The organism is Aeromonas sp. s6 (assembly GCF_040907815.1).
Taxonomy (GTDB): domain Bacteria; phylum Pseudomonadota; class Gammaproteobacteria; order Enterobacterales; family Aeromonadaceae; genus Aeromonas; species Aeromonas caviae.
In genome coordinates, this window is the sequence record NZ_JBFOCN010000029.1 from 105,971 (window position 1) to 126,311 (window position 20,341).

Consider the following 20,341-nt stretch of genomic DNA (forward strand, 5'->3'; position numbering starts at 1 on the left):
TTTCTGTCAGGATAAGTTGCAAATCAAGGATATGAAGCGAAGTGGCCCTGATCCAAATCAGGGCCGTTTCGTTATCGACGGGTTATGCTGTCGCTTTCGTTTCGCTCAAGGGTTGCCTTCATCCCATGCCCATGGACTTCTCAGGTTTATTGCGCCGTCTGCTGACCGACTGCCACATCGATTTCACCTCGTTCAAGGGTGGTGCCTAGCATGCCGATGGATTTCTCCGGCCTGCTGCGCCGGCTGCTGACAGACAGCCACATCTATTTCGCCCTCAAGGTCCTGCTCGCCATCGCGGGGCTGCTCGCCTTCGCGCTGGCTACCGGTGACATCCAGCTCACCGTGCTGCTCTCCCTCGGGGTGGTGGCCGGCGCCATCGCCGAGACCGACGACAGCCTCTGGGGCCGGGTCAAGAACCTCGCCATGACCCTGCTCTGCTTCCTGTTTGCCTCATTGTGCGTGCAGTATCTCTTCCCCACTCCCTGGCTCTTTGCCATCGGACTCGCGGGCTCCACCTTTATCTTCGTCATGGTGGGCGCCCTCGGCCAACGCTACGCCACCATCAGCTTCGGTTCCCTGCTGATTGCCATCTACACCATGCTGGGGGCCGCCAAGGCGCCGGATCTCTTCTATCAGCCGCTGGCCCTGTGCGCCGGGGCCCTCTGGTACGGCCTGGTGTCCCTGGTCTGGCTCTGGCTGCTGCCCTACAAGACCCTGCACGAGCAACTGGCCCAGAGCTACTTCGCCCTCGCCCGCTACTTGCAGGAGAAATCCCGCTTCTTCCCGGCCGACGAACACGGCGCCCAGGCCATCCGCCACAATCTGGCCCAGCTCAACATCAACCTGGTCAATGCCCTGAACCAGGCCAAGACGGCGCTCAATGCCCGTCTTCATGCCCCCGGCCGCCACGGGGTTGCCCCCGAGCTCGCGGGCCTGCTGCGCCTCTACCTGCTTGCCCTGGAGATCCAGGAGCGGGCCACCTCCAGCCACTACCCCTACAGCAAGCTGGAAGCAGAGCTCAAGCAGGGTATCGTCCTCGACGGCTTCCAGGAGGTGCTGTCACAGCTTGCCGACGCCTGTCAGCAGCTCGGCTACGCCATCCTGGTGCACAAGCCCTACACCCACCACAAACGCATTCACTGGACCCTGGAGGCCCTCGGCGATCAGCTGGAGTTCACCCACCTCAAGCAGCACTACCCCAAGACCCTGCTGACACCGATGAAGTTCCTGCGTCGCAACCTGGCCAGCATCAACCAGTTGCTGCAAAGCGCCGAAGAGCTGCAAAACCCCGCCGCGCCGCCCACCAGCCTGCCTCCCCTGGCACAGCCGGTCGCCCTGCCCCTGCTGGCATTGCTCAGGCAGCACCTGACCCCGAACTCCATGGTGTTTCGCCATGCCCTGCGGCTCTCCCTCGGGCTGGTAGTGGGCTATGGCATTCTGCAGGCGTTTCACCTGGACAAGGGGTACTGGATCCTGCTCACCGTATTGTTCGTCTGCCAGCCGAGCTACAGCGCCACCCGCCGTCGTCTGGTGCAGCGGATGCTCGGCACCTTCGCCGGTATCCTCATCGGCGTGCCCGTACTCTGGTTCTTCCCCGAGCTGCACCTGCAACTGGGGATCATGGGGCTGGCCGCCTTCCTGTTTTTCACCCAGGTGCGCAGCAACTACAGCGCCGCCGTCTGCTTCATCACCCTCTACGTGCTGATGGCGTTCAACCTGCTGGATGGCATCGGCTTCGCCATCCTCGGACCCCGCCTGCTCGATACCCTGCTCGGCTGCCTGCTCTCCTACGCCCTGGTGGCCTGGCTCTGGCCCGACTGGCAATACAAGCGGTTGCCAACCCTTATCGCCAACTCCCTGTCCGCCAATGCGAAGTACCTCTCGGCGGTACTCGCCAGCCTGCATCGCCAACGGGATGAATCCCTGGACTACCGGGTTGCCCGCAAGTGTGCCCACCTCGCCGACAGCGAGCTGGCCATGGCCTGGCAGAGCATGCTGGTGGAGCCGAGCAAGCGCCGCCGCTTCCTGGATCTCTGTTTCACTCTCACCTGGCGCAACCATGCCCTGCTCTCCTATATCTCGGCACTCGGGGCTCATCGCGACAAACTCGAGCCCATCGAGGGGCTGGAGGAGATAAGCCGCCACATCAGCCAGACCCTGGAGCAGGCCGCCGGTCACCTGGCGGGGGAGATGCCGACGCCGCTCGCGGGAGCCTGTCCGGCCATCGCTCCGGAGAGCAGCGAGGAGCAACTGATGCTGAGCCAGCAGCTCACCCTCATCAGCCAGTTGGCAGACGAACTGCTGATGCTCGCCAACGATGGCCAGTTGCTGACAGGTCAGGGCCGGACCTAGCCAGCCATAGCCGCCGGGCCAGTCCCGCCCGAGGCAGGCGCCAAGCGCCGCCCCGGTTGCCGGACGGGACGCAAGGCGCTACCATGCCCGCCCCATTGAGATAGCCTTTTCGAGGAAGCGTCATGTCCGAGCCACACCATTTGCAGTTCAACGGCCAACTCATCGAGACCGATGCCCAGGGCTATCTGCGCCACAGCGAGCAATGGAGCGAGGCGCTGGCCCTGATGCTGGCCGAGAAAGAGGGGATTGTGCTGGAGGATCCGCACTGGGAAGTGGTGCGTTTCGTACGGGCCTTCTATCTGGAGTTCAACACCTCCCCCGCCATCCGCGCCCTGGTCAAGGCGATGGAAAAGCAGTACGGCCCAGAGAAGGGCAACAGCCGCTACCTCTACAAGTTGTTCCCGGAAGGCCCCGCCAAGCAAGCCACCAAGATCGCAGGCCTCCCCAAGCCGGTGAAGTGCATCTAGGCCTTCTCTGCAGCCCGATAGCCACACGGCCTCCCCCGTGTTGGACACAAAAAAAGACCGCGCCCATGTTGCCATGAGGCGCGGTCTTTTCATTTCATCATGCTGTCAGGGGGTGTAGGCCACCACGGAGCCGCTCAAGCCCGTCATCTGGCTGATCCGGCTCTGCATGCCCTGCAACTTGGCCTTGGAGACATCCGGCCCGATGAAGACCCGGTTGATCTGCCCCTGCACCGGAGTTCTCGGCGACGTCTGGGCCGAGTAGCCCGCCGCCCTCAGCTTGCTCACCAGGGCATTGACGCTGTCTGCATTCTTGAAGGCGCCAAGCTGCAGGATCCAGCTCCCCTGAGCCGGGGCTGCTGCCGGTGCCGTAGTCGGCTGGGCCATCTTGCTCGCGATGAGATCATCCATGGTCTTGATCTGGCCCGCCTGTGGCTTGGCCTCCACCGGTTTTTGCACCTCTACCGGCTTGGTTGGCACCGGCTTGGGTTTGGGCTGCTCCACCGGTTTCTTGGCGATCACTTCCGGCTTGGGCTCGGGTTTGGGCTGGGGCTTGGGTTGCGCCACGGCCTGTACCGGCTGCTGCTGGGTGATGGGGGCCTGACTGGCTCCCGCTGGATTGGCTCCCCCCTGATTGGCCAGGGTCACGGTATCGCCAATCTCCTCTACCTGCCACTGGGTCGCGGCAGAGGCCTGCTGCTGACTCGCCAGATGCTCGGCCGGCAGGGTGCTCGCCGCCGAGACCTGAAGCGCAGGTTTGGCGGGCTCGAGCTCCGGACGCAGGGGGATCTTGGCGAAGGCCTCGTCCTTCTGCTCCAGCTTGTTGCCGTCCATCAGGTCCGGCAGAAAGATGACCACCAGGGCGACCAGGATGACGGTCCCCACCAATCTGTTTTGAAACTTCGAAGCCAAGTTAATTTCCACCCATGTTACTTAGGATCCATTGCAATCTTGCACACTTCGCAAAGAACGCCTCCCCTCACGCCGGCTGGCGAAGCCGGGTCCCTCGCCACCCACTTGGCCTGAAAGGGGATTATCCAGTGCAAAACCCGGCCCGTCGTCACGATGACGGAGCCAGGGGAGCGAACGGCTCAGACCGCGCCCAGAGCCAGCACGTCGGCGACAGTGTAAAACGAGCCGAACACAATGACCATATCGTCAGGACTCGATGCGGCCAAGGCGGCGCCGTAGGCATCCCCCACGCAGGCAAAGGTGAGCGCCGCGCCCCGGCCGCTGCCAAGGGCCGTCGCCAACTGGTCGGCCGTGGCCGCGCGCGGGCCGTGGAGGCTTGCCAGGAACCACTTGTCAATCAGACCGTCAAGCTCGGCCAGCGACCCCGCCATGTCCTTGTCCTTGAGCATGCCAACCACGGCGCGGCGCTTGCCCTTGCCGGGGAGCTGGCGCAACTGGCTGGCGAGATAGGCGGCAGAGTGGGGATTGTGGGCCACGTCGACGATGACCAGCGGCGAGGTTTGCAACTGCTGCATCCGGCCAGCCAGGCGGACATTGGCCAGGCCGTCGCGGATGGCGGACTCCGACAATGGCAAACCGAGGGACTCCAGGGCCGCCAGCACGGTGACCGCATTCATCAGCGGCAGGGCCGGTTTGGGCAATCCCGACCAGTGGTGCAGGCCGTGATAATCCCAGTCGACGCCATGCTCATCACCACGAAAATCGATGCCGACCTGACGCAGGCAGGCGCCAAGGCGCGCCGCTTCGCTTGCGATGGTCGATGGCGGATTGGGCTCCCCGCTGATGGCGGGTTTACCTTTGCGATAGACGCCAGCCTTCTCCACCGCCACCGCCTCCCGGGTATCTCCGAGCCAGTCGCAGTGATCCAGGGCAATGGAGGTGATCAGGGCGACGTCCGATTCCACCACATTGGTGGCATCAAGCCGCCCCCCCAGCCCCACTTCCAGCAAGAGCACATCGGGCGCGGCGCGGCGAAACAGCCACAGACCCGCCAGGGTGGCGAACTCGAAGAAGGTGAGGGCGATGTCGCCCCGGGCGGCTTCTACCTCGGCAAAGGCCGCGCAGTGATCGCCATCGGCCAGCTCCTGGCCATTGACGCGCACGCGCTCGGTAAAGCGCAGCAGATGGGGGGAGGAGTAGACACCGACCCGGTAGCCGGCGGCCATCAGGATGCTGGCCGCCATGGCGCAGGAGGAGCCCTTGCCGTTGGTGCCCGCCACCGTGATCACCTTGAACGGCAGTTCGGTGAGGCCCATGCGGCGGGCAACCGTGCCGACCCGCTCCAGCCCCATGTCGATGTTGGCTGGGTGGATCTGCTCCAAATAAGAAAGCCAGTCGACCAGCGACCGGCTTTGGGATTGTTGCATGTGTGAACTCATCTTCAGTCTTCGATAACCTGAGTGTTCATCAGCTTGGCCAGCAGACCGGCCAGACGGTTGCGCATTTCGCGCCTGTCGATGATGAGATCGATGGCGCCCTTCTCCAGCAGGAACTCGGAGCGCTGGAAGCCTTCCGGCAGTTTCTCGCGCACGGTCTGCTCGATGACGCGGGGGCCGGCAAAGCCGATCAACGCCTTGGGTTCGCCTACGTTGATGTCACCCAGCATGGCCAGACTCGCGGAGACGCCACCCATGGTGGGGTCGGTCAGCACGGAGATGAAGGGCAGGCCCGCCTTGGTGAGGCGATCTAGGGCCGCACTGGTCTTCGCCATCTGCATCAGGGAGAACAGGGCTTCCTGCATCCGCGCACCACCGGAGGTGGAGAAGCAGACCAGACCGCGGCCCTCCTTGATGCTCTCCTCGACGGCGCGCACGAAGCGGGCACCGACCACGGAGGACATGGAGCCCCCGATGAAGGAGAACTCGAATGAACAGGCGACGACCGGTACCCCCTTGAGGGTCCCCTTCATCACCACCAGCGCATCCTTCTCGCCCGTCTCTTTCTGGGCGGCAGACAAACGATCCTTGTAGCGCTTGGAATCCTTGAATTTCAGGATGTCTTGCGGCTCCAGCTCGGCCGCGACTTCGCTGCGTCCCTCGGCGTCGAGGAAGCTCTCGAGACGGGCACGTGCGCTGATGCGCATATGATGGTCACACTTGGGGCACACTTCGAGATTGCGCTCCAGCTCTGCCCGGTAGAGCACCTGTTCGCAAGCAGTACACTTGGTCCACACCCCTTCCGGAATGTTGTGACGACGCGGTGTGGTGATCTTGCTCTTGGGAAGGATCTTCTCAAGCCAGCTCATGGAATTCCTTAATGCATTTGTGCCTGACAAAACACATCGAGCCTTGATTGTTCAATGACTTAACGGCTCGATGGCAATAAACGACGGATCATTAAACCACAAATTTTCGGGCCCAGTTACTAAAAACTGGTCGTACCCGGTGCCGAGTCCGGCAGCCACAGCGGACCGAGAGGCGGCCGGGGCAACCCGAATTCGGCCGGGTAATCCACATCCACCAGATAGAGGCCGCCCGCCTTGGCGGTCGGGCCCGCCAGGTTGCGATCCTTCGCCGCCAGCACCTCGGCAATCCACTCCACCGGTTGAAGCCCCTGCCCCACCAGCAGCAGGGAGCCGGTGATGTTGCGCACCATGTGATGCAGGAAGGCGTTGGCCTTGATGTCGAGCACGATGTAGGGGCCGGAACGGCTGACACACAGGTGGGTCACATTGCGCCAGGGGGTGTTGGACTGACAGGCGACAGCCCGGAAGGTGCTGAAGTCGTGCTCCCCCAGCAGGCTCTGACCGGCCTGATGCATCAGCGTCGCATCGATGGCTTCGTGGTAGTGGCTGACGCCTTGGCCCAGGATCGCCGGGCGGTAGTTGTGGTTGTAGATGACGTAACGGTAGCGACGGGCGGTGGCGCTGAAGCGGGCATGGAAATGCTCGTCCACCTCCCTGACCCAGCGCACGGCGATGTCAGGGGGCAGGTTGGAGTTGAGCCCCAGGGTCCAGGCGCCTTCTGCGCGGTTCGACTCGGTATCGAAGTGGATCACCTGGCCAGTGGCATGCACCCCCGCATCGGTGCGACCGGCACACTGGATGGAGACGGGGTGGTTGGCGATGCGGCTGAGGGCTTTTTCCAGCTCCTCCTGGACGCTGATCACTTCGCGCTGGCGCTGCCAGCCGAAGTACCGGCTGCCGTCATATTCAATACCAAGGGCAATTCGCATGGGTAACGGTGTCTTCTGATGAAAGGATGCAGTGAAAGAAACGGGGCGGATTATACGCGCTTGGGCTCAAAAGTCCCAGACCGGGCGAGGCCGCGGTGCGTGGCCCCCAAAGAGAGAGGGCAGCCCGTGGGCTGCCCTCTCTGGTGCATGGATGACAAGCGCCTGCCTAGCCCAGGCGTTTGAGCAGCTTCTGCGCCTCGCTGCGCTGGTGCTCGCTGCCCTGGGCCACCGCCTCTTCCAGCAGCTCGCGGGCGCTCTCCTTGTCGTCGATCTCGAGGTAAGCCCGGGCCAGATCCAGCTTGGCCCCCACCCCGCCGTCATCGGCATCCACATCAAAGCCGTTGGACTCCGGCAGCACCTCGGGGAAACCGTCCAGCCCCACATCCAGGGAGAAGCCCTGATAGGGTTCCTGCTCCGTGCTGCTGGCATCGGCATCGGCCAGCAGCTTGTCGATTTCAACGAAGTCGCTGTCTTGCACCTGCTCGCGGGGTTTCACCTCCCCCTGATGGGACTCCACCTCGGCGAAGGCATCCTCGAAGTCAGCCAGGGCCAGCTCGCTGGGATCCCACTCGGACGCCGCCGGCTTGGTGGGCTCCAGCCCGAGCTCGGCCAGCATGTCGTCCACATCGTCCTTGCCAAACCCCGTCTCGTCGATGTGCGGCGCCTTGGCGGCAAGCTCATCGTCGGTCGGCTCGCCAAACCCGGTCTCTAGATCGCTCAGATCGAAGTTGGCCAGTGTCTCGTCACGCTGGCTGCGGCTCTCCTCCTGGGCCTGGGCCAGATCCGCTTCCAGATCCGCGTCCAGCTCGGCAAACAGGGCGGCCTGCAGCTCTTCCTCGGTCATGATCTCGTCATGACCACGAGCAGAGGAGGTGGGCTCGTCGGAGAGATCGAGTTCCGGCACCACGGGCAGATCGAAGTCCCCCTCGTGGGCCAGATCCAGCTCGGGCACCAGATCCGGATCCCGGTTCGCCGTCGTCACCGCAGGCTCCACATCAAAAGCGGAGAGCGCCGTCTCGTCATCCCGGAAGATGACATCGGCGGCAGCACTGGCACCATCTTGCTTCCTGCTCACTTCCGGCTCGTTGAGATCCGGCATGCCATGGAGGGGCTCGTCATCCGCGATGCCCACCGTCATCAACTGATCAAACTCGCTGTTCTCGTCTCCCATGACCATGGAGGTCGACTCGGAGAGGCTCTTCTCCTGCTCTTCCAGCTCGCGGCGGGCACGAGCACGCAGCCAGAGCGTGACCAGGGCAAGCACCAGGAGTACCGGCAGCAGGATGATCATGGCGAGATTGAGCGGCGAAGAGAGCAGCTCCATCAGCCAGCTCTGTTTGGGCACCGGCGCCACCACGGGAGGCGTCGGATTGGCCTTGAGTTCCGCCACCTCTTTTTGCAGGGCGGTCTGATCCTGCAACTGGGCCTTGAGGGTCTCCACCTCTTCGGTCAGGGCTTGCAGGCGCAGCTTGAGCCTGTGGTTCATCTCGGTGACCTGGCCGAGCTGGGCGTTGGCATCTTCCAGGGCCAGCGCCATCTCGGTAGAGGGTTTGCCCACCGCAGTGGCGGGCAGGGGCGCCGGCGCCGTGCTGGCGGCGCTGCTCGCAGCAGCGCTCACCACCACGGGGGTGGAGACAGCCGCCTTGGCGGTCTCCTTCACCTCGGGGGCTGGAGCCGTTGCCTTGGGTGCCGCCGGGATCGGCGCCGCCTTGGGCGGTGTATTCTTGGCCACCACAGCCGGCTTGGCCGGAGCAGGCTTGCTCACCACCGGCTGGGCGACGTGGGATTGCTTGTTGGCCAGGTATTTGGGGCTCAGCCCCTTCCAGCTCGCGTTGTCGCTGTTGAAGCGACGGCGTGCTTCGGCATCTGTGATGCGCCCCGCCTCTGCGGCGGTGGGCAGCAGGATGTGGGAACCCACCAGAATATGGTTGATGTTGCCGTCTGCGAAGCTTCGGGGGTTCTTGTCATAGATGGCTACCATGGTCTGGTAGACGCTTACCCGGTTGGACGGGCGATGCTTGCTCGCCAGACTCCAGAGGGTATCGGTGGGACGCACGGGACCATAACTGCCAGCCGACGCAGCAGGCACCTGACGCACGATGGGCTGGGCTCTGGGCAGGGTGACGGGCGCCACGGGCTGGGCCCGGGGCTCTGGTTGCACCGCGGGGGGCGGTGAGCCATCCGGTCCCTTGAGTTCGACAAAGAAGGGTTCTCGCGCCCCCTCTTCGGCCTGAACCGTGCCCAGAAGCCCCAATGCGAGTAGCGTTGCCAGCGTTATGCGGGAATGTCCCATATTCGTTCCTTCGTATGACGGCCCTATCACATTGAAAAATCTGGATAGTTACCCCAAAACAATCGGCTCAATATAAATCAGGCGCCGGTCTCAAGCCAGCGATCCGACATATTTCGCGCCCGGCGGCGACCAGAAAGCAGCCCCAGACGCGAACCAGAGTGTAGAAAAAAACCTAGTCCACTGATATCACACGGTATTCCAAAAACCGGAGAGTGGGTTCCCGGTCACATCCCGGGGCCAGGGCGCCCACATCAAGGCGGGGTTCCCTCCCCGCCCGGGGCCGACATCCGGCCTCAGAGGTAGTCGCGTACCAGCAGTTCGGCAATCTGCACGCTGTTGGTCGCCGCGCCCTTACGAACGTTATCGGCCACGATCCACATATTGATACCACTCGGATGAGAAATATCCTGGCGCACCCGCCCGACCATCACATCATCCTGGCCGGTGGCATCGCGCACCGGGGTCGGGTAGTCCCCTTCATCATCAAACAGGGTGACGCCCGGGGCATTGCGCAGCAGCTCCTTGACCTGCTCGGCGTCCAGCGGCTGGTGCAGCTCCACATGAACCGCCTCAGCGTGACCATAGAAGACCGGTACCCGCACGCAGGTGGGGTTCACGGCGATGCTGGCATCCCCCAGGATCTTCTGGGTCTCCCACACCATCTTCATCTCTTCCCGGGTGTAGCCGTTGTCGGTGAAGGCATCGATCTGCGGGATCAGGTTGAAGGCGATCTGCTGCGGATAGAGGGTCGGCTCCACCGGACGGCCGTTGAGCAGGTGGGCGGTCTGGCCCGCCAGCTCGCTCACCCCTTCCTTGCCGGAGCCGGAGACGGATTGGTAGGTCGCCACGTTGATGCGACTGATGCCCACCTCGTCGTGCAGGGGCTTGAGGGCCACCAGCATCTGGATGGTGGAGCAGTTGGGGTTGGCGATGATGTTGCGGTTGCGAAAATCGGCCAGCGCGTCCGGGTTCACTTCCGGAATGACCAGGGGAATGTCCTCGTCGTAGCGGAAGCAGGAGGTGTTGTCGATGACGATGCAGCCGTGCTCGGCGGCGATGGGCGCCCATTTGGCCGAGACCTCGGCACCGGCGGAGAAGAGTGCAATCTCCACCTGGCTCCAGTCAAAGGCCTCCACGTCAAGGATGTCGACGTTCTTGCCACCAAAACGCACCGTGTCCCCAGCGCTGCGACTGGAGGCGAGCGGATAGAGGGTCGCTACCGGGAAGGCGCGCTCCTCCAGGATCTCGATCATGGCCTGACCCACGGCGCCGCTGGCACCCAATACCGCTACGTTGAATTGCTGACTCACTGATCTGTTCTCCTGTGATGCGGCCCGTCGGGGCCGGGCATGAGGGCCCGGCTGGCACGCGTATCGGTTTGATGACAGGCCCGCCATGATGCCGGGCCGGGGGGAAGCGCCGCCTGGGCAAGCCCTTCCCCTTGTTGAAATCGGGTTTATTGCTCCGAGACGGCAAAGCCCAGTCGGGCCAATCTGTCGTCGGCGAAGGGCCCTTTCAGTTGCAGGGCGCCCAATTCGCGCCGCTCGGGGTAGCGCTTGCGCTGCTCATCGAAGCTGCCGGGCAGCCCGATCCGGTTGCGAAAACGGGCGTCGTCACGGCGCACGTCATAAACAAGGTGGACAAGCTGCTTGATGAGCGCCTGATCCGCTGGCTGCCCCGGCGTCAGCTCGCGCACCTCTGGGGCAGGCAGCAGGGATTGCAGATCCTGGCGCGGGGTGCGCCCCAGTTGCCGGCACAGCGCCTCATAGAGCATCCAGGTGCCACGGGCCTTGCCTTCCAGGCTATAACCGGCGATGTGCGGGGTGGCCAGCTCGGTATGGGGCACCAGTTCATTGAGGGGCTCCGGCTCTCCTTCCCACACGTCCATCACCAGTCGCAGGGGATGGGGTCCCTGCTGGCGGACAAGCAGGGCACGGTTGTCCCACACCTCGCCGCGGGAGGCGTTGATGAGGATCTGCCCGGCCGGACGCTCGGCGATCTCCTCGGCTCCCAGCAGGTGGAAGGTGGCCTCATCCCCTTCACGAAGATAGGGGACATGGAAGCTGACGATGTCGGCATCCAGGGCAGTGCGGTAATCCACGAAGTCGCCAGCGGCGCCGCTACGGGCCAGGGGCGGGTCGCAGCGCAGCACCTTCATCCCGAGCGCCTCGGCCTTGCCGGCCACGCTCTCGCCGGTGTTGCCGGCACCGATGACGGCGAGGCTCATCTCGCTCAAGGTCAGCTCATGGCGTTCCGCCAGAACCAGCAGGGCGGAGAGCACGTAGTCCCCCACCGACACCTTGTTGCAGCCGGGGGCGCTGAAGAAGGGGATGCCCCGCGCCGCCAGCAGCCCCTGATCGATGTGATCCGTGCCGATGGTGGCCGTGCCGACAAACCCCAGCCTGGGGCAACTCGCCAGGAGCGCTTCGTTGACCCGGGTCACGGAGCGCACCAGCAGCACATCCGCCTCTTGCAGATCCGCGGCCTTTATTTCTCGTCCCGGCAGGGGAACCACTTCACCAAATTCCGCAAACAGCTCCACCGCATGGGGCATATTTTCATCAACGACGATCTTCATCGGCACGCATCTCGTCCACCAGGGCCACAGGCGCGCCATTCTAGCCCAAACGCGACGGATTTTCAGAGGCTTGTTGGCAGACCGCTCTGCGGCCATCTTTCCGCCTTCCGGCCTCAGGTGCGGGCACGATGCCCGGCAGCATCATATGTAACAGCCTGTTGCCCTCGCCCCCTTCGCCTTGACCAGAGCAACCTGACTGGCACAATGACGCCTCTTTTTAGCCGCTCGCGCCACCGAACCGGACCCCTTGATGCCGACTCACTCCTCTTCGTTGCCACGCCGCAAGGTGCTTCATTTCAATGCCCTCCTGCTCCTTCCCCTGCTATTGCTCGTCTGCCTGCCCTGGCAGCCGTTCATGACCCAGGCCCTGCAATCGGGCTGGCTATGGTGGCCCTACGCCCTCACCCGCATGGTGGACTTGCCGGGGCTGGTCTTCACCATCGCCGCCCTGCTGCTGCTCACAAGACACAAGCTGACGCTGGACAGTCGCGCCCTGCTGGCGCTGGCTGGCGCCCTCTTTGCCGTGCTGGCGAGCGACTGGGTCATCAAGAGCCTCATCAAGCTGCTGACCGAGGAGCCCAGGCCCTACCTCATCTGGCTGGAGAGCCAGGAGCTGATCCCCGCCATCCGCCAGTTCTATGGGGGAAGCCAGGCCCTTCGCAGCGAACAGGTCCACGCCGCGACCCAGTTGCTGGCGCTGCCCGCCTGGCTCGGCCAGCACTGGCAGGCAGAGGTCAACTATGCCTTTCCCTCCGGTCACAGCATCGCCGCCATGAGCCTCGCCCAGTTCTTCGGCCTGATCTGGCTGGCCCGGGCACCCGCCGGGGCCTGGCTGCTGCCGCTCTGGGCCATCGGGATTGGCCTCTCGCGCACCCTTATCGGCATGCACTGGCCCCTGGATGTGCTGGCAAGCGCCCTGCTTGGCAGCCTCACCGCCCTCCTGGCCGCCCGCTGGTGGTTGCGCCACTACTGACGTCCAATAAAAAACGGGCACCTGGGTGCCCGTTTTTTATCGCTTGTACGCCACTCACCCCTTCTGCTGCCAGCCCTCGGGATACTTGTAGCCGACGAAGCGCTTGGCGGCATAAGCCTTGAATTCGGGGGAGTTGTAGGCGGCCGCCACATCCTTGGCGAACGGCTTGCCCGCATCGGCGCTCTTTACCACCACCCAGTTGATGAAGTCATAGCTGCGCTCGAGGAAGAGGCCGGAGCTGAACGGGATCCCGCTTGAGGCGGCAAAGTTGCCGTTGATGACGGAGAAGTCCACATCCTCACGGGAGCGCGGCAGCTGCGCCGCCTCCAGCAGCACCAGCTTGAGGTTGTGGGGGTTCTTCACCACGTCGAACTCGCTCGCCTTGAGAGGATTGATCCCCTCCTTGAGGCTCAGCCAGCCCAGATCCTGCAACATCAGCAGTGCTCGGGCCTGGTTGGTGGGATCGTTCGGGATGGCGACCGTGCTTCCCTCTTTCACCGCCTTCAGATCCCCCAGCTTGCCGGCGTAGAGCCCCATGGGACCGGTCGGTACCTGGGTGATGGGCGCCAGAGAGAGACCCCGGTCTTTGGCGAAGCTCTCCAGATAGGGCTTGTGCTGGAAGCAGTTGACGTCAAGCGACCCGTCCGCCAGGGCGATGTTGGGGGTCACGTAGTCGGTGAACTCCACCAGCTTGACCTTGTAGCCCTTGGCTTCGAGCTGCGGCTTGATAGAGTCGGTCACCATGTCGGCAAAGTCGCCAACCGTGGTGCCGATGACGATCTCTTTCTTCGCCTCATCGATGGCAAAGGCGGACAGCGGCAGGCTGCTGGCGAGCAGCGCCAGGGCGGAAAGGGTGAAGAAGGAACGACGTTGCATAAAAACTCCCTGTCAACATGATCATCAAAACGGTGAACGGTCGGGGGCGAACATGCAGCCACCACACAACCATCTAGCCATCCAAACGGCTAATTTAGCACACCATAACAGAGCTCGTAGCCTTCGCCAAGCAACAAAACCGGGCAAGCTTGGCCAGCACGAAGCAAAGCGCATCCCGCAACTGGATGAAAAATCTTTGACGGAGCGCGCAGTTATGCGCCTTGCCCTCTCCCTGCCTGGCGTCAAACTGGCTTATTGTGGTCATTCGATACCCATTTCAACGGTTCCCATGAGGGCCTGATGGGCTGCTCTACACCCAGACAACACAAGGAGTCACCGTGTTCGATCATGTTGAAATCAAGGTGGTGCGTTTTGACTCCTGTCAGCACTTCTACGCCACCGTACTGACTCCTCTTTTGATAGAACTCAAATGGTCTGATGAGGCGGCGGCCGGTTTTGGCCTGATGGGCCGCGATCACGTGGGCTTTCTGATTGAGCGGGGGCAGCAGGGCGCCTCCTGCCATCTCGCATTCAGGGCCGACGACACGACACAGGTGGATGCGTTCCATCACGCGGGGATCAAGGCAGGTTTTGCCTGCAATGGGCTGCCGGGACTGCGTTCCCACTATGCCCCCAATTACTACGCCGCCTTCCTGCGCGATCCCGATGGCAACAACATCGAGGCGATGACCTACCTTGAATGCCCAGACACGGCAAGCGAGTGAAGCAGCGCCACTCAGTCAGCCAACGAAAGCCTTCAGGCGAGGCAGTCCGCCACAGACAAGGAGACATTCATGCTTGAGCAAAACACCACCGGCCTGCTGGTCGTCGATATCCAGGGCAAACTGGCCCGTCTGGTCGAGGAGAGCGACACCCTGATTGCCAATACCGCCAGGCTGGTGCAAGGGGCCAGGGTGCTGGGGCTGCCGGTTGTCTGGCTGGAGCAGAACCCGGACAAGCTCGGTGCCACCGTGCCCGAATTGCAGTCGCTGCAGGCAGGCGATCTTGTGCTGCCCAAATACAGCTTCGGCGCCCTGGGTGAGCCGACGGTGGCGGCCGCGTTGGCCGAAAGCGGGGTAGAGCATTGGCTGGTATGTGGCATCGAGACCCATATCTGCGTCTACCAGAGCGTGCTGGGGCTTCTCGCCAGCGGTGCCGGGGTCTCGCTGGTGGTGGATGCGGTGTCGTCCCGCACCCTTGCCAACCGGGATCTCGCCATCGCTCAGCTGGCGGCCCGGGGCGCCGCCCTCACCTCGGTGGAGATGTGCCTCTATGAGCTGATGGGGGATTGCCGCCATCCGGCATTTCGCAAGATCCTCTCCCTGGTGAAATGACCGCCATGATGGACAATATGGCGCCCTTTCTGTTCGCCCTCATCGCCTTCGGGGCGGCACTCATGGTGACGGTGACGGGGATGGCGGCCACCCGTCACTATCTGGCCTGGCTCTGGCTGGGGATCATGCTCTTCTTCGGACTGTGGTGGACGCTGCTAGGGATGCCGCCGCTCCTCGCCGAACCAGCCCCTCTCTGACCATGCCGCCCGGACGGCTCAGCCCCCCAGACGCTCCTGCAGATAGTCGTATCCTCCCCCCTCTCTTGGCACGAAGCTCAACCTGTGGGTCAGACCGGGGGGCGCATCATCGGCATGATGGGAAACGAACAACAGCTGGGTTCCCTCGCCAACGAGGCGCGCCACCATCTCCCGCACCAGGTGACGGTTGAGGGGATCCAGTCCCTGCAGGGGTTCGTCCAGGATGAGCAGCGGCGGATGCTTGACCAGAGCCCGGGCGATCAGCACCAGTCGCTGCTGACCGAAAGAGAGAGAGTGGAAAGGCTGCGCCCCCTGATCGGCCAGCCCCAGCAGGGCCAGCCACTGGTTGGCCAGCGCCAGCTGACGATCCCCCGGCCGGGTATAAAGCCCGATGGAGTCGTAGAAACCGGAGAGGATCACTGTCTGCACCGGGCAGCTGACACGATAGTCCAGATGCAGCGCCGGGCTCACGAGCCCGATATGGCGCTTGATCTCCCAGATGCTCTCGCCGCTGCCCCGCCGCCGTCCGAACAGATGGAGTTCATTGTTGTAACCTTGCGGGTGATCTCCGGTGATGAGGGAGAGCAGGGTCGACTTGCCAGCGCCGTTTGGTCCCACCAGTTGCCAGTGCTCCCCCTCGTCAATGGTCCAGTCGAGCCCGTCGATGATCACCTGATCCCCGTAAGCGATACGCATGGCTTTCATGACGACCCGAGGGCCGGGAGGCAAGGGCTCGGGTGTCGTCAGCGGTGGCGGCAAACGGGGGGATACGGTTTCGGCGCGAGCCAGCTGGGCCACCTCCTGGCTGCCGAGCACCGCCTCGCGCTCCCCCGCCAGCAGCAGACGACACTCGCCGAGCAGGCCGAGGTGAGTGGCAAAGGGGGGGATCTCATCAAAACGGTTGACGATCACCACCAGACGCAGCCCCTCTGACACCAGGTCGGCCAGCAACATCATCAAAGAAGCCCTGGCCCCCTGATCCAGGCCATCGAAGGGTTCGTCCAGCACCAGCAGCTCGGGTCGCCCCAGCAGGGCCCGGGCCAGCAGCAGCTTGCGCCCCTCCCCGCTCGAGAGGTAGCGATAGGGGCGCTCCCACAGGGATTCAATGCCAAAACGGGCCAGCAGCGCGCGTGCCTCATGCTCCTCGCCCCCCGCCTCCAGCATCAGGGTCGATACCCGATACCCCGCCTCCTCCTCTTCTCCCAGCATGTCGGTATTGCGCCGCTGCCAGTCCAGCTCCCCCAGCTGTTGCTGCGACTCGAACGAGAGTCGCTCGGCCCGGACTCGGCCCCATACCGCTCCGGCACGCACGACCAGCTCGCCGCACAGGGCCGACGCCAGCGCCGTCTTGCCGCTGCCGTTGCTGCCGACGAAGGCCCAGCAGGCCTGCGGGGTGAGACAGAGTTCGGGAATAACCAGGGTGTGGTGGCCACGCAGGGCCAGGGTGGCGGATTGCCACTGCAATGAGGTCATGGGATCGTCCTGTGATGGGTGCGGAGCGCCTTGCGCATTCCCCTTGTAACAAAAAAAGGGGGGCGCAGACAAAAACGGCGCCATTGCGGCGCCGTGTCATCAAAAAGCGGGGACGAGTTTAGCCGGCCTTGTGCTGCTCGGCCAGATAGAGCCAGGTGTCGACCACGGTATCGGGGTTGAGCGACACGGAATCGATCCCCTGCTCGACCAGCCAGGCGGCGAAGTCCGGGTGATCGGACGGCCCCTGGCCGCAGATCCCCACGTACTTGCCCGCCTTGCGGGCGGCGGCGATGGCCATGGCCAGCAGTGCCTTGACCGCCTCGTTTCGCTCGTCGAACAGGTGGGCGATGAGCCCGGAGTCCCGATCCAGCCCCAGGGTCAACTGGGTCATGTCATTGGAGCCGATGGAGAAGCCGTCGAAGTGCTCGAGGAACTTGTCCGCCAGCAGCGCATTGGAAGGCAGCTCGCACATCATGATGACTTTCAGGCCGCGCTCGCCACGGCGCAAGCCGTTCTCAGCCAGTATCTCCACCACCTGCTCCGCCTCACCCAGGGTACGCACGAAGGGGATCATCACCTCGACGTTGGTCAGCCCCATGACATCCCGCACCCGTTTCATCGCCTCGCACTCGAGGGCGAAGCAGGGGCGGAAACTGTCGGCAATGTAGCGCGACGCACCACGGAAACCGATCATGGGGTTCTCTTCATGGGGTTCGTAACCACGGCCCCCCACCAGGTTGGCGTACTCATTGGACTTGAAGTCCGACATCCGCACGATGACCCGCTCAGGCCAGAAGGCGGCCGCCAGGGTGGCGATCCCTTCCGTCAGCTTGGCTACGTAGAACTCCCTGGGGCTCTCGTAGCCCGCGATCATCCTGGTGATGGTGGCCTGGAGTTCCGGGGTCTGCTGATCGAACTCCAGCAGCGCCTTGGGGTGGACCCCGATCATGCGGTTGATGATGAACTCGAGGCGGGCCAGGCCCACACCGGCATTCGGCAACTGGGCAAAATCGAAGGCGCGGTCCGGATTGCCGACGTTCATCATGATCTTGATGGGCAGGCGCGGCATGTTGCCCACCTCGGTCACCGCCACGTCAAAGTCGAGCTCGCCGTCATAGATGAAGCCGGTATCCCCTTCCGCACAGGAGACGGTGATGAGCTGACCATCCTGGATGTGGTCGGTGGCGTTGCCGCAACCCACCACTGCCGGAATGCCAAGCTCCCGGGCGATGATGGCGGCGTGACAGGTGCGTCCACCCCGGTTGGTGACGATGGCGGAAGCGCGCTTCATGATGGGCTCCCAGTCCGGGTCGGTCATGTCGGTGACCAGCACATCGCCGGGCTGCACTTCATCCATCTGGCTGATGGAGGAGATGACACGGGCCGGACCCGCGCCAATCTTGTGGCCGATGGCGCGCCCCTCGATCAGCACCTTGCCGGTTTGCTTGAGGGCAAAGCGCTCGAGGGTATTGGCTTCCTGGCGGCTACGCACGGTTTCCGGACGGGCCTGAACGATGTAGAGCTTGCCATCCTGACCATCCTTGGCCCACTCGATGTCCATCGGGCGACCGTAATGCTGCTCGATGATGAGGGCCTGCTTTGCCAGGGCCATCACTTCCTCGTCCGTGATGCAGAAGCGGTTGCGCTCGGCATCGGTGGTGTCGACCACCTTCACCTGACGGCCATGACCGGCATCCCCGGAGTAGGTCATCTTGATGAACTTGGAGCCCAGCGTCTTGCGCACCACGGCAGGGCGCCCGGCCTTGAGGGTCGGCTTGTGCACATAGAACTCGTCCGGGTTGACGGCCCCCTGCACCACCATCTCGCCCAGGCCCTGGGCGCCGGTGATGAAGACCACGTCGTTGAAGCCGGATTCGGTGTCCAGGGTAAACATGACGCCTGAGGCAGCGAGATCCGAGCGCACCATGCGCTGTACCCCGGCGGAGAGAGCGACCCCCTTGTGGTCATAGCCCTGATGGACCCGGTAGGAGATGGCGCGATCGTTGAACAGAGAGGCAAACACATGCTTGATGGCCGTCATGACGGCATCGATACCGCGCACGTTGAGGAAGGTCTCCTGCTGACCGGCAAACGACGCATCCGGCATGTCTTCCGCAGTGGCAGAGGAGCGCACGGCAAAGGATGCCTCGAGCCCGGCGCTCAGCTTGTCGTAGGCCTCACGCACCGCCTGCTCCAGAGCGGGCTGGAAGGGCGCTTCCACCACCCAGTCGCGGATCTGCTGACCGGCCCGGTTGAGGGCGGCGATGTCATCCACATCCAGACTGTCGAGCAGATCATGGATCTTGCCGTTGAGGCCGCTTAACTCCAGAAACTCGTTAAACGCAAAGGCCGTGGTCGCAAACCCGCCCGGCACGGACACGCCGGCCCCCGAGAGGTTGCTGATCATCTCGCCAAGGGATGCATTCTTGCCGCCGACGCGTTCAACGTCCTGCATACCGAGCTGTTCGTACCAGAGTACGTACTGTTGCATTTGCATGTCTCCAGGTTGGGGGGCCAGGGTGACAATTCACCTGCTGTGCCAAGTCGTGTGTTTTTGTTAGTGTCTGTTGCCAACGACCATGAAAACGTTTTCTATTTATTGTCAAAAAAATCCCCGAGCAAGAGTTGGGGATGGTCGTTTGACACAGGCATTCTACAATAGCGACACAAAAAGGTAACGACTCAGGTTTGCAAGCGAGTTCACAACTTGGGCATGGCAGATCTGTTGACAAAAACGATATGGTTTCGAGAGATACTTATTTCTCGCCGCCCCCTGGAGCGCACCACAGGAGTCCGCAGTGCACACCGTATTCTATGTATCCGACGGCACCGCCATCACCGCCGAAGTCTTCGGCCACGCCGTGTTGAGCCAGTTTCCCCTGGCCTTCGAGCAGGTCACCATCCCCTTTGTCGAGACCCAGGAGAAAGCGCGCCAGGTACGGGCACGCATTGACGAGCAGTTTCGCCAGACCGGGGTGCGCCCCATCCTGTTTCACACCATCGTCGACCCCATGGTGCGTGAAGAGGTGCTCAAGGCCCAGGCCAGCAGCCACGATTTTCTCAACACCTTCGTGAGCCCTCTCGAACAGGAGCTCGGTATCAAGGCCGAACCCAGGTTGCATCGCACCCATGGCATGGAAAACCGCAAGCTGTACGACGATCGCATCGAAGCGGTCAACTTTGCGCTGGCCAACGACGATGGCATCACCACCAGGGAGTATGACGAGGCAGACATCATCCTCATCGGGGTCTCCCGTTGCGGCAAGACACCGACCAGCCTCTATCTGGCACTGCAATTTGGCATTCGCGCCGCCAACTATCCCTTTATCGAGCAGGACATGGGATCGCTGGAGCTGCCCGCCGCCCTCAAGGCCAATCGCCACAAATTGTTCGGCCTCACCATCATGCCGCAGCGGCTGCACGAGATCCGCAACCAGCGCCGCGCCAACAGCCGCTACTCCTCGCTTGATCAATGCAAACAGGAGCTGGCCAGCGTCGAGAGGCTGTTCCGCCAGGAGGCGATCCGCTTCCTCGATACCAGCTCCCACTCGGTCGAGGAGATCAGCGCCAAGATCCTGGAAGCAACCGGCCTTCGCCGCCAGCTCTGCTAACCTGCAAGGCTGTGACAGCACAACGCACCATGAAATAGATGAGT

General features: G+C 63.2%; 17 protein-coding genes. 7 read left to right on the plus strand and 10 right to left on the minus strand.

What is annotated here, in order from left to right:
- Positions 1-210: 210 nt before the first annotated feature.
- Positions 211-2,352, plus strand: coding sequence for a YccS family putative transporter (yccS, locus tag AB5Y50_RS03995; protein ID WP_270829967.1), 2,142 nt, complete (start codon positions 211-213; stop codon positions 2,350-2,352).
- A gap of 122 nt (positions 2,353-2,474) precedes the next feature.
- Complete coding sequence (locus AB5Y50_RS04000) at positions 2,475-2,819, plus strand: TusE/DsrC/DsvC family sulfur relay protein (protein WP_052814563.1); 345 nt, start codon at positions 2,475-2,477, stop codon at positions 2,817-2,819.
- Between the two features lie 105 nt (positions 2,820-2,924).
- Here AB5Y50_RS04000 and dedD read toward each other — a convergent pair whose 3' ends face one another.
- From dedD to AB5Y50_RS04035, 7 genes are all read right to left on the minus strand, one after another.
- On the minus strand, positions 2,925-3,728 hold the full coding sequence (gene dedD / locus AB5Y50_RS04005) for a cell division protein DedD (protein WP_368162416.1): 804 nt from the start codon (positions 3,726-3,728) through the stop codon (positions 2,925-2,927).
- Positions 3,729-3,907: 179 nt separating this feature from the next.
- Positions 3,908-5,167 carry a bifunctional tetrahydrofolate synthase/dihydrofolate synthase gene (gene folC / locus AB5Y50_RS04010; protein ID WP_052814565.1) on the minus strand — a complete coding sequence of 420 codons (1,260 nt, stop codon included), beginning with the start codon at positions 5,165-5,167 and terminating at the stop codon, positions 3,908-3,910.
- 2 nt (positions 5,168-5,169) lie between these two features.
- Positions 5,170-6,033 carry an acetyl-CoA carboxylase, carboxyltransferase subunit beta gene (gene accD / locus AB5Y50_RS04015; protein ID WP_010675139.1) on the minus strand — a complete coding sequence of 288 codons (864 nt, stop codon included), beginning with the start codon at positions 6,031-6,033 and terminating at the stop codon, positions 5,170-5,172.
- A 119-nt stretch (positions 6,034-6,152) separates the two neighbouring features.
- A complete protein-coding gene (gene truA, locus AB5Y50_RS04020; protein WP_041214976.1) occupies positions 6,153-6,962 on the minus strand; it encodes a tRNA pseudouridine(38-40) synthase TruA in 810 nt (269 codons plus the stop codon).
- A gap of 166 nt (positions 6,963-7,128) precedes the next feature.
- The gene (locus tag AB5Y50_RS04025) at positions 7,129-9,255 is read right to left on the minus strand and encodes a FimV/HubP family polar landmark protein (protein ID WP_223915826.1); all 2,127 of its coding nucleotides are present in this window, start codon (positions 9,253-9,255) and stop codon (positions 7,129-7,131) included.
- Between the two features lie 293 nt (positions 9,256-9,548).
- A complete protein-coding gene (locus tag AB5Y50_RS04030) occupies positions 9,549-10,565 on the minus strand; it encodes an aspartate-semialdehyde dehydrogenase (protein ID WP_041214974.1) in 1,017 nt (338 codons plus the stop codon).
- 146 nt (positions 10,566-10,711) lie between these two features.
- Positions 10,712-11,833: a 4-phosphoerythronate dehydrogenase gene (locus AB5Y50_RS04035; protein WP_103858298.1), complete on the minus strand. Its 1,122-nt coding sequence runs from the start codon at positions 11,831-11,833 to the stop codon at positions 10,712-10,714.
- Positions 11,834-12,083: 250 nt separating this feature from the next.
- Here AB5Y50_RS04035 and AB5Y50_RS04040 point away from each other — a divergent pair, with 250 nt between their 5' ends.
- Positions 12,084-12,806 (plus strand): phosphatase PAP2 family protein, encoded by a 723-nt coding sequence (locus AB5Y50_RS04040; protein ID WP_069651435.1) that lies wholly within the window; start codon positions 12,084-12,086, stop codon positions 12,804-12,806.
- A 54-nt stretch (positions 12,807-12,860) separates the two neighbouring features.
- Here AB5Y50_RS04040 and AB5Y50_RS04045 read toward each other — a convergent pair whose 3' ends face one another.
- Positions 12,861-13,682 (minus strand): MetQ/NlpA family ABC transporter substrate-binding protein, encoded by an 822-nt coding sequence (locus AB5Y50_RS04045; RefSeq protein ID WP_041214971.1) that lies wholly within the window; start codon positions 13,680-13,682, stop codon positions 12,861-12,863.
- 338 nt (positions 13,683-14,020) lie between these two features.
- Between AB5Y50_RS04045 and AB5Y50_RS04050 the strand changes: the two genes are divergently transcribed.
- The 3 genes from AB5Y50_RS04050 (at position 14,021) to AB5Y50_RS04060 (ending at position 15,213) form a co-directional block, all read left to right on the plus strand.
- Positions 14,021-14,407, plus strand: a complete 387-nt coding sequence (locus AB5Y50_RS04050) for a VOC family protein (protein ID WP_210539157.1) — start codon at positions 14,021-14,023, stop codon at positions 14,405-14,407.
- Between the two features lie 69 nt (positions 14,408-14,476).
- Entirely contained in the window at positions 14,477-15,016 is a 540-nt protein-coding gene (locus tag AB5Y50_RS04055) for a hydrolase (protein ID WP_109113225.1), read from the plus strand.
- 5 nt (positions 15,017-15,021) lie between these two features.
- Positions 15,022-15,213, plus strand: a complete 192-nt coding sequence (locus AB5Y50_RS04060) for a hypothetical protein (RefSeq protein WP_223915819.1) — start codon at positions 15,022-15,024, stop codon at positions 15,211-15,213.
- An 18-nt stretch (positions 15,214-15,231) separates the two neighbouring features.
- Here the strand turns inward: AB5Y50_RS04060 and modF are convergent, their stop codons facing one another.
- Positions 15,232-16,686, minus strand: coding sequence for a molybdate ABC transporter ATP-binding protein ModF (modF, locus tag AB5Y50_RS04065; RefSeq protein WP_210539156.1), 1,455 nt, complete (start codon positions 16,684-16,686; stop codon positions 15,232-15,234).
- Positions 16,687-16,804: 118 nt separating this feature from the next.
- A complete protein-coding gene (gene ppsA, locus AB5Y50_RS04070; RefSeq protein WP_368162417.1) occupies positions 16,805-19,177 on the minus strand; it encodes a phosphoenolpyruvate synthase in 2,373 nt (790 codons plus the stop codon).
- 307 nt (positions 19,178-19,484) lie between these two features.
- Between ppsA and AB5Y50_RS04075 the strand changes: the two genes are divergently transcribed.
- Positions 19,485-20,297, plus strand: a complete 813-nt coding sequence (locus AB5Y50_RS04075; RefSeq protein ID WP_010675153.1) for a pyruvate, water dikinase regulatory protein — start codon at positions 19,485-19,487, stop codon at positions 20,295-20,297.
- Positions 20,298-20,341: the final 44 nt, after the last annotated feature.

Excerpts from the sequence above, each read along its gene's own strand:
- yccS (WP_270829967.1), top strand. The coding sequence starts at position 211 with ATGCCGATGGATTTCTCCGGCCTGCTGCGCCGGCTGCTGACAGACAGC.
- AB5Y50_RS04000 (WP_052814563.1), top strand. The coding sequence starts at position 2,475 with ATGTCCGAGCCACACCATTTGCAGTTCAACGGCCAACTCATCGAGACC.
- folC (WP_052814565.1), bottom strand. The coding sequence starts at position 5,167 with ATGAGTTCACACATGCAACAATCCCAAAGCCGGTCGCTGGTCGACTGG.
- accD (WP_010675139.1), bottom strand. The coding sequence starts at position 6,033 with ATGAGCTGGCTTGAGAAGATCCTTCCCAAGAGCAAGATCACCACACCG.
- truA (WP_041214976.1), bottom strand. The coding sequence starts at position 6,962 with ATGCGAATTGCCCTTGGTATTGAATATGACGGCAGCCGGTACTTCGGC.
- AB5Y50_RS04025 (WP_223915826.1), bottom strand. The coding sequence starts at position 9,255 with ATGGGACATTCCCGCATAACGCTGGCAACGCTACTCGCATTGGGGCTT.
- AB5Y50_RS04035 (WP_103858298.1), bottom strand. The coding sequence starts at position 11,833 with ATGAAGATCGTCGTTGATGAAAATATGCCCCATGCGGTGGAGCTGTTT.
- AB5Y50_RS04040 (WP_069651435.1), top strand. The coding sequence starts at position 12,084 with ATGCCGACTCACTCCTCTTCGTTGCCACGCCGCAAGGTGCTTCATTTC.
- AB5Y50_RS04045 (WP_041214971.1), bottom strand. The coding sequence starts at position 13,682 with ATGCAACGTCGTTCCTTCTTCACCCTTTCCGCCCTGGCGCTGCTCGCC.
- AB5Y50_RS04055 (WP_109113225.1), top strand. The coding sequence starts at position 14,477 with ATGCTTGAGCAAAACACCACCGGCCTGCTGGTCGTCGATATCCAGGGC.
- AB5Y50_RS04060 (WP_223915819.1), top strand. The coding sequence starts at position 15,022 with ATGATGGACAATATGGCGCCCTTTCTGTTCGCCCTCATCGCCTTCGGG.
- modF (WP_210539156.1), bottom strand. The coding sequence starts at position 16,686 with ATGACCTCATTGCAGTGGCAATCCGCCACCCTGGCCCTGCGTGGCCAC.
- ppsA (WP_368162417.1), bottom strand. The coding sequence starts at position 19,177 with ATGCAACAGTACGTACTCTGGTACGAACAGCTCGGTATGCAGGACGTT.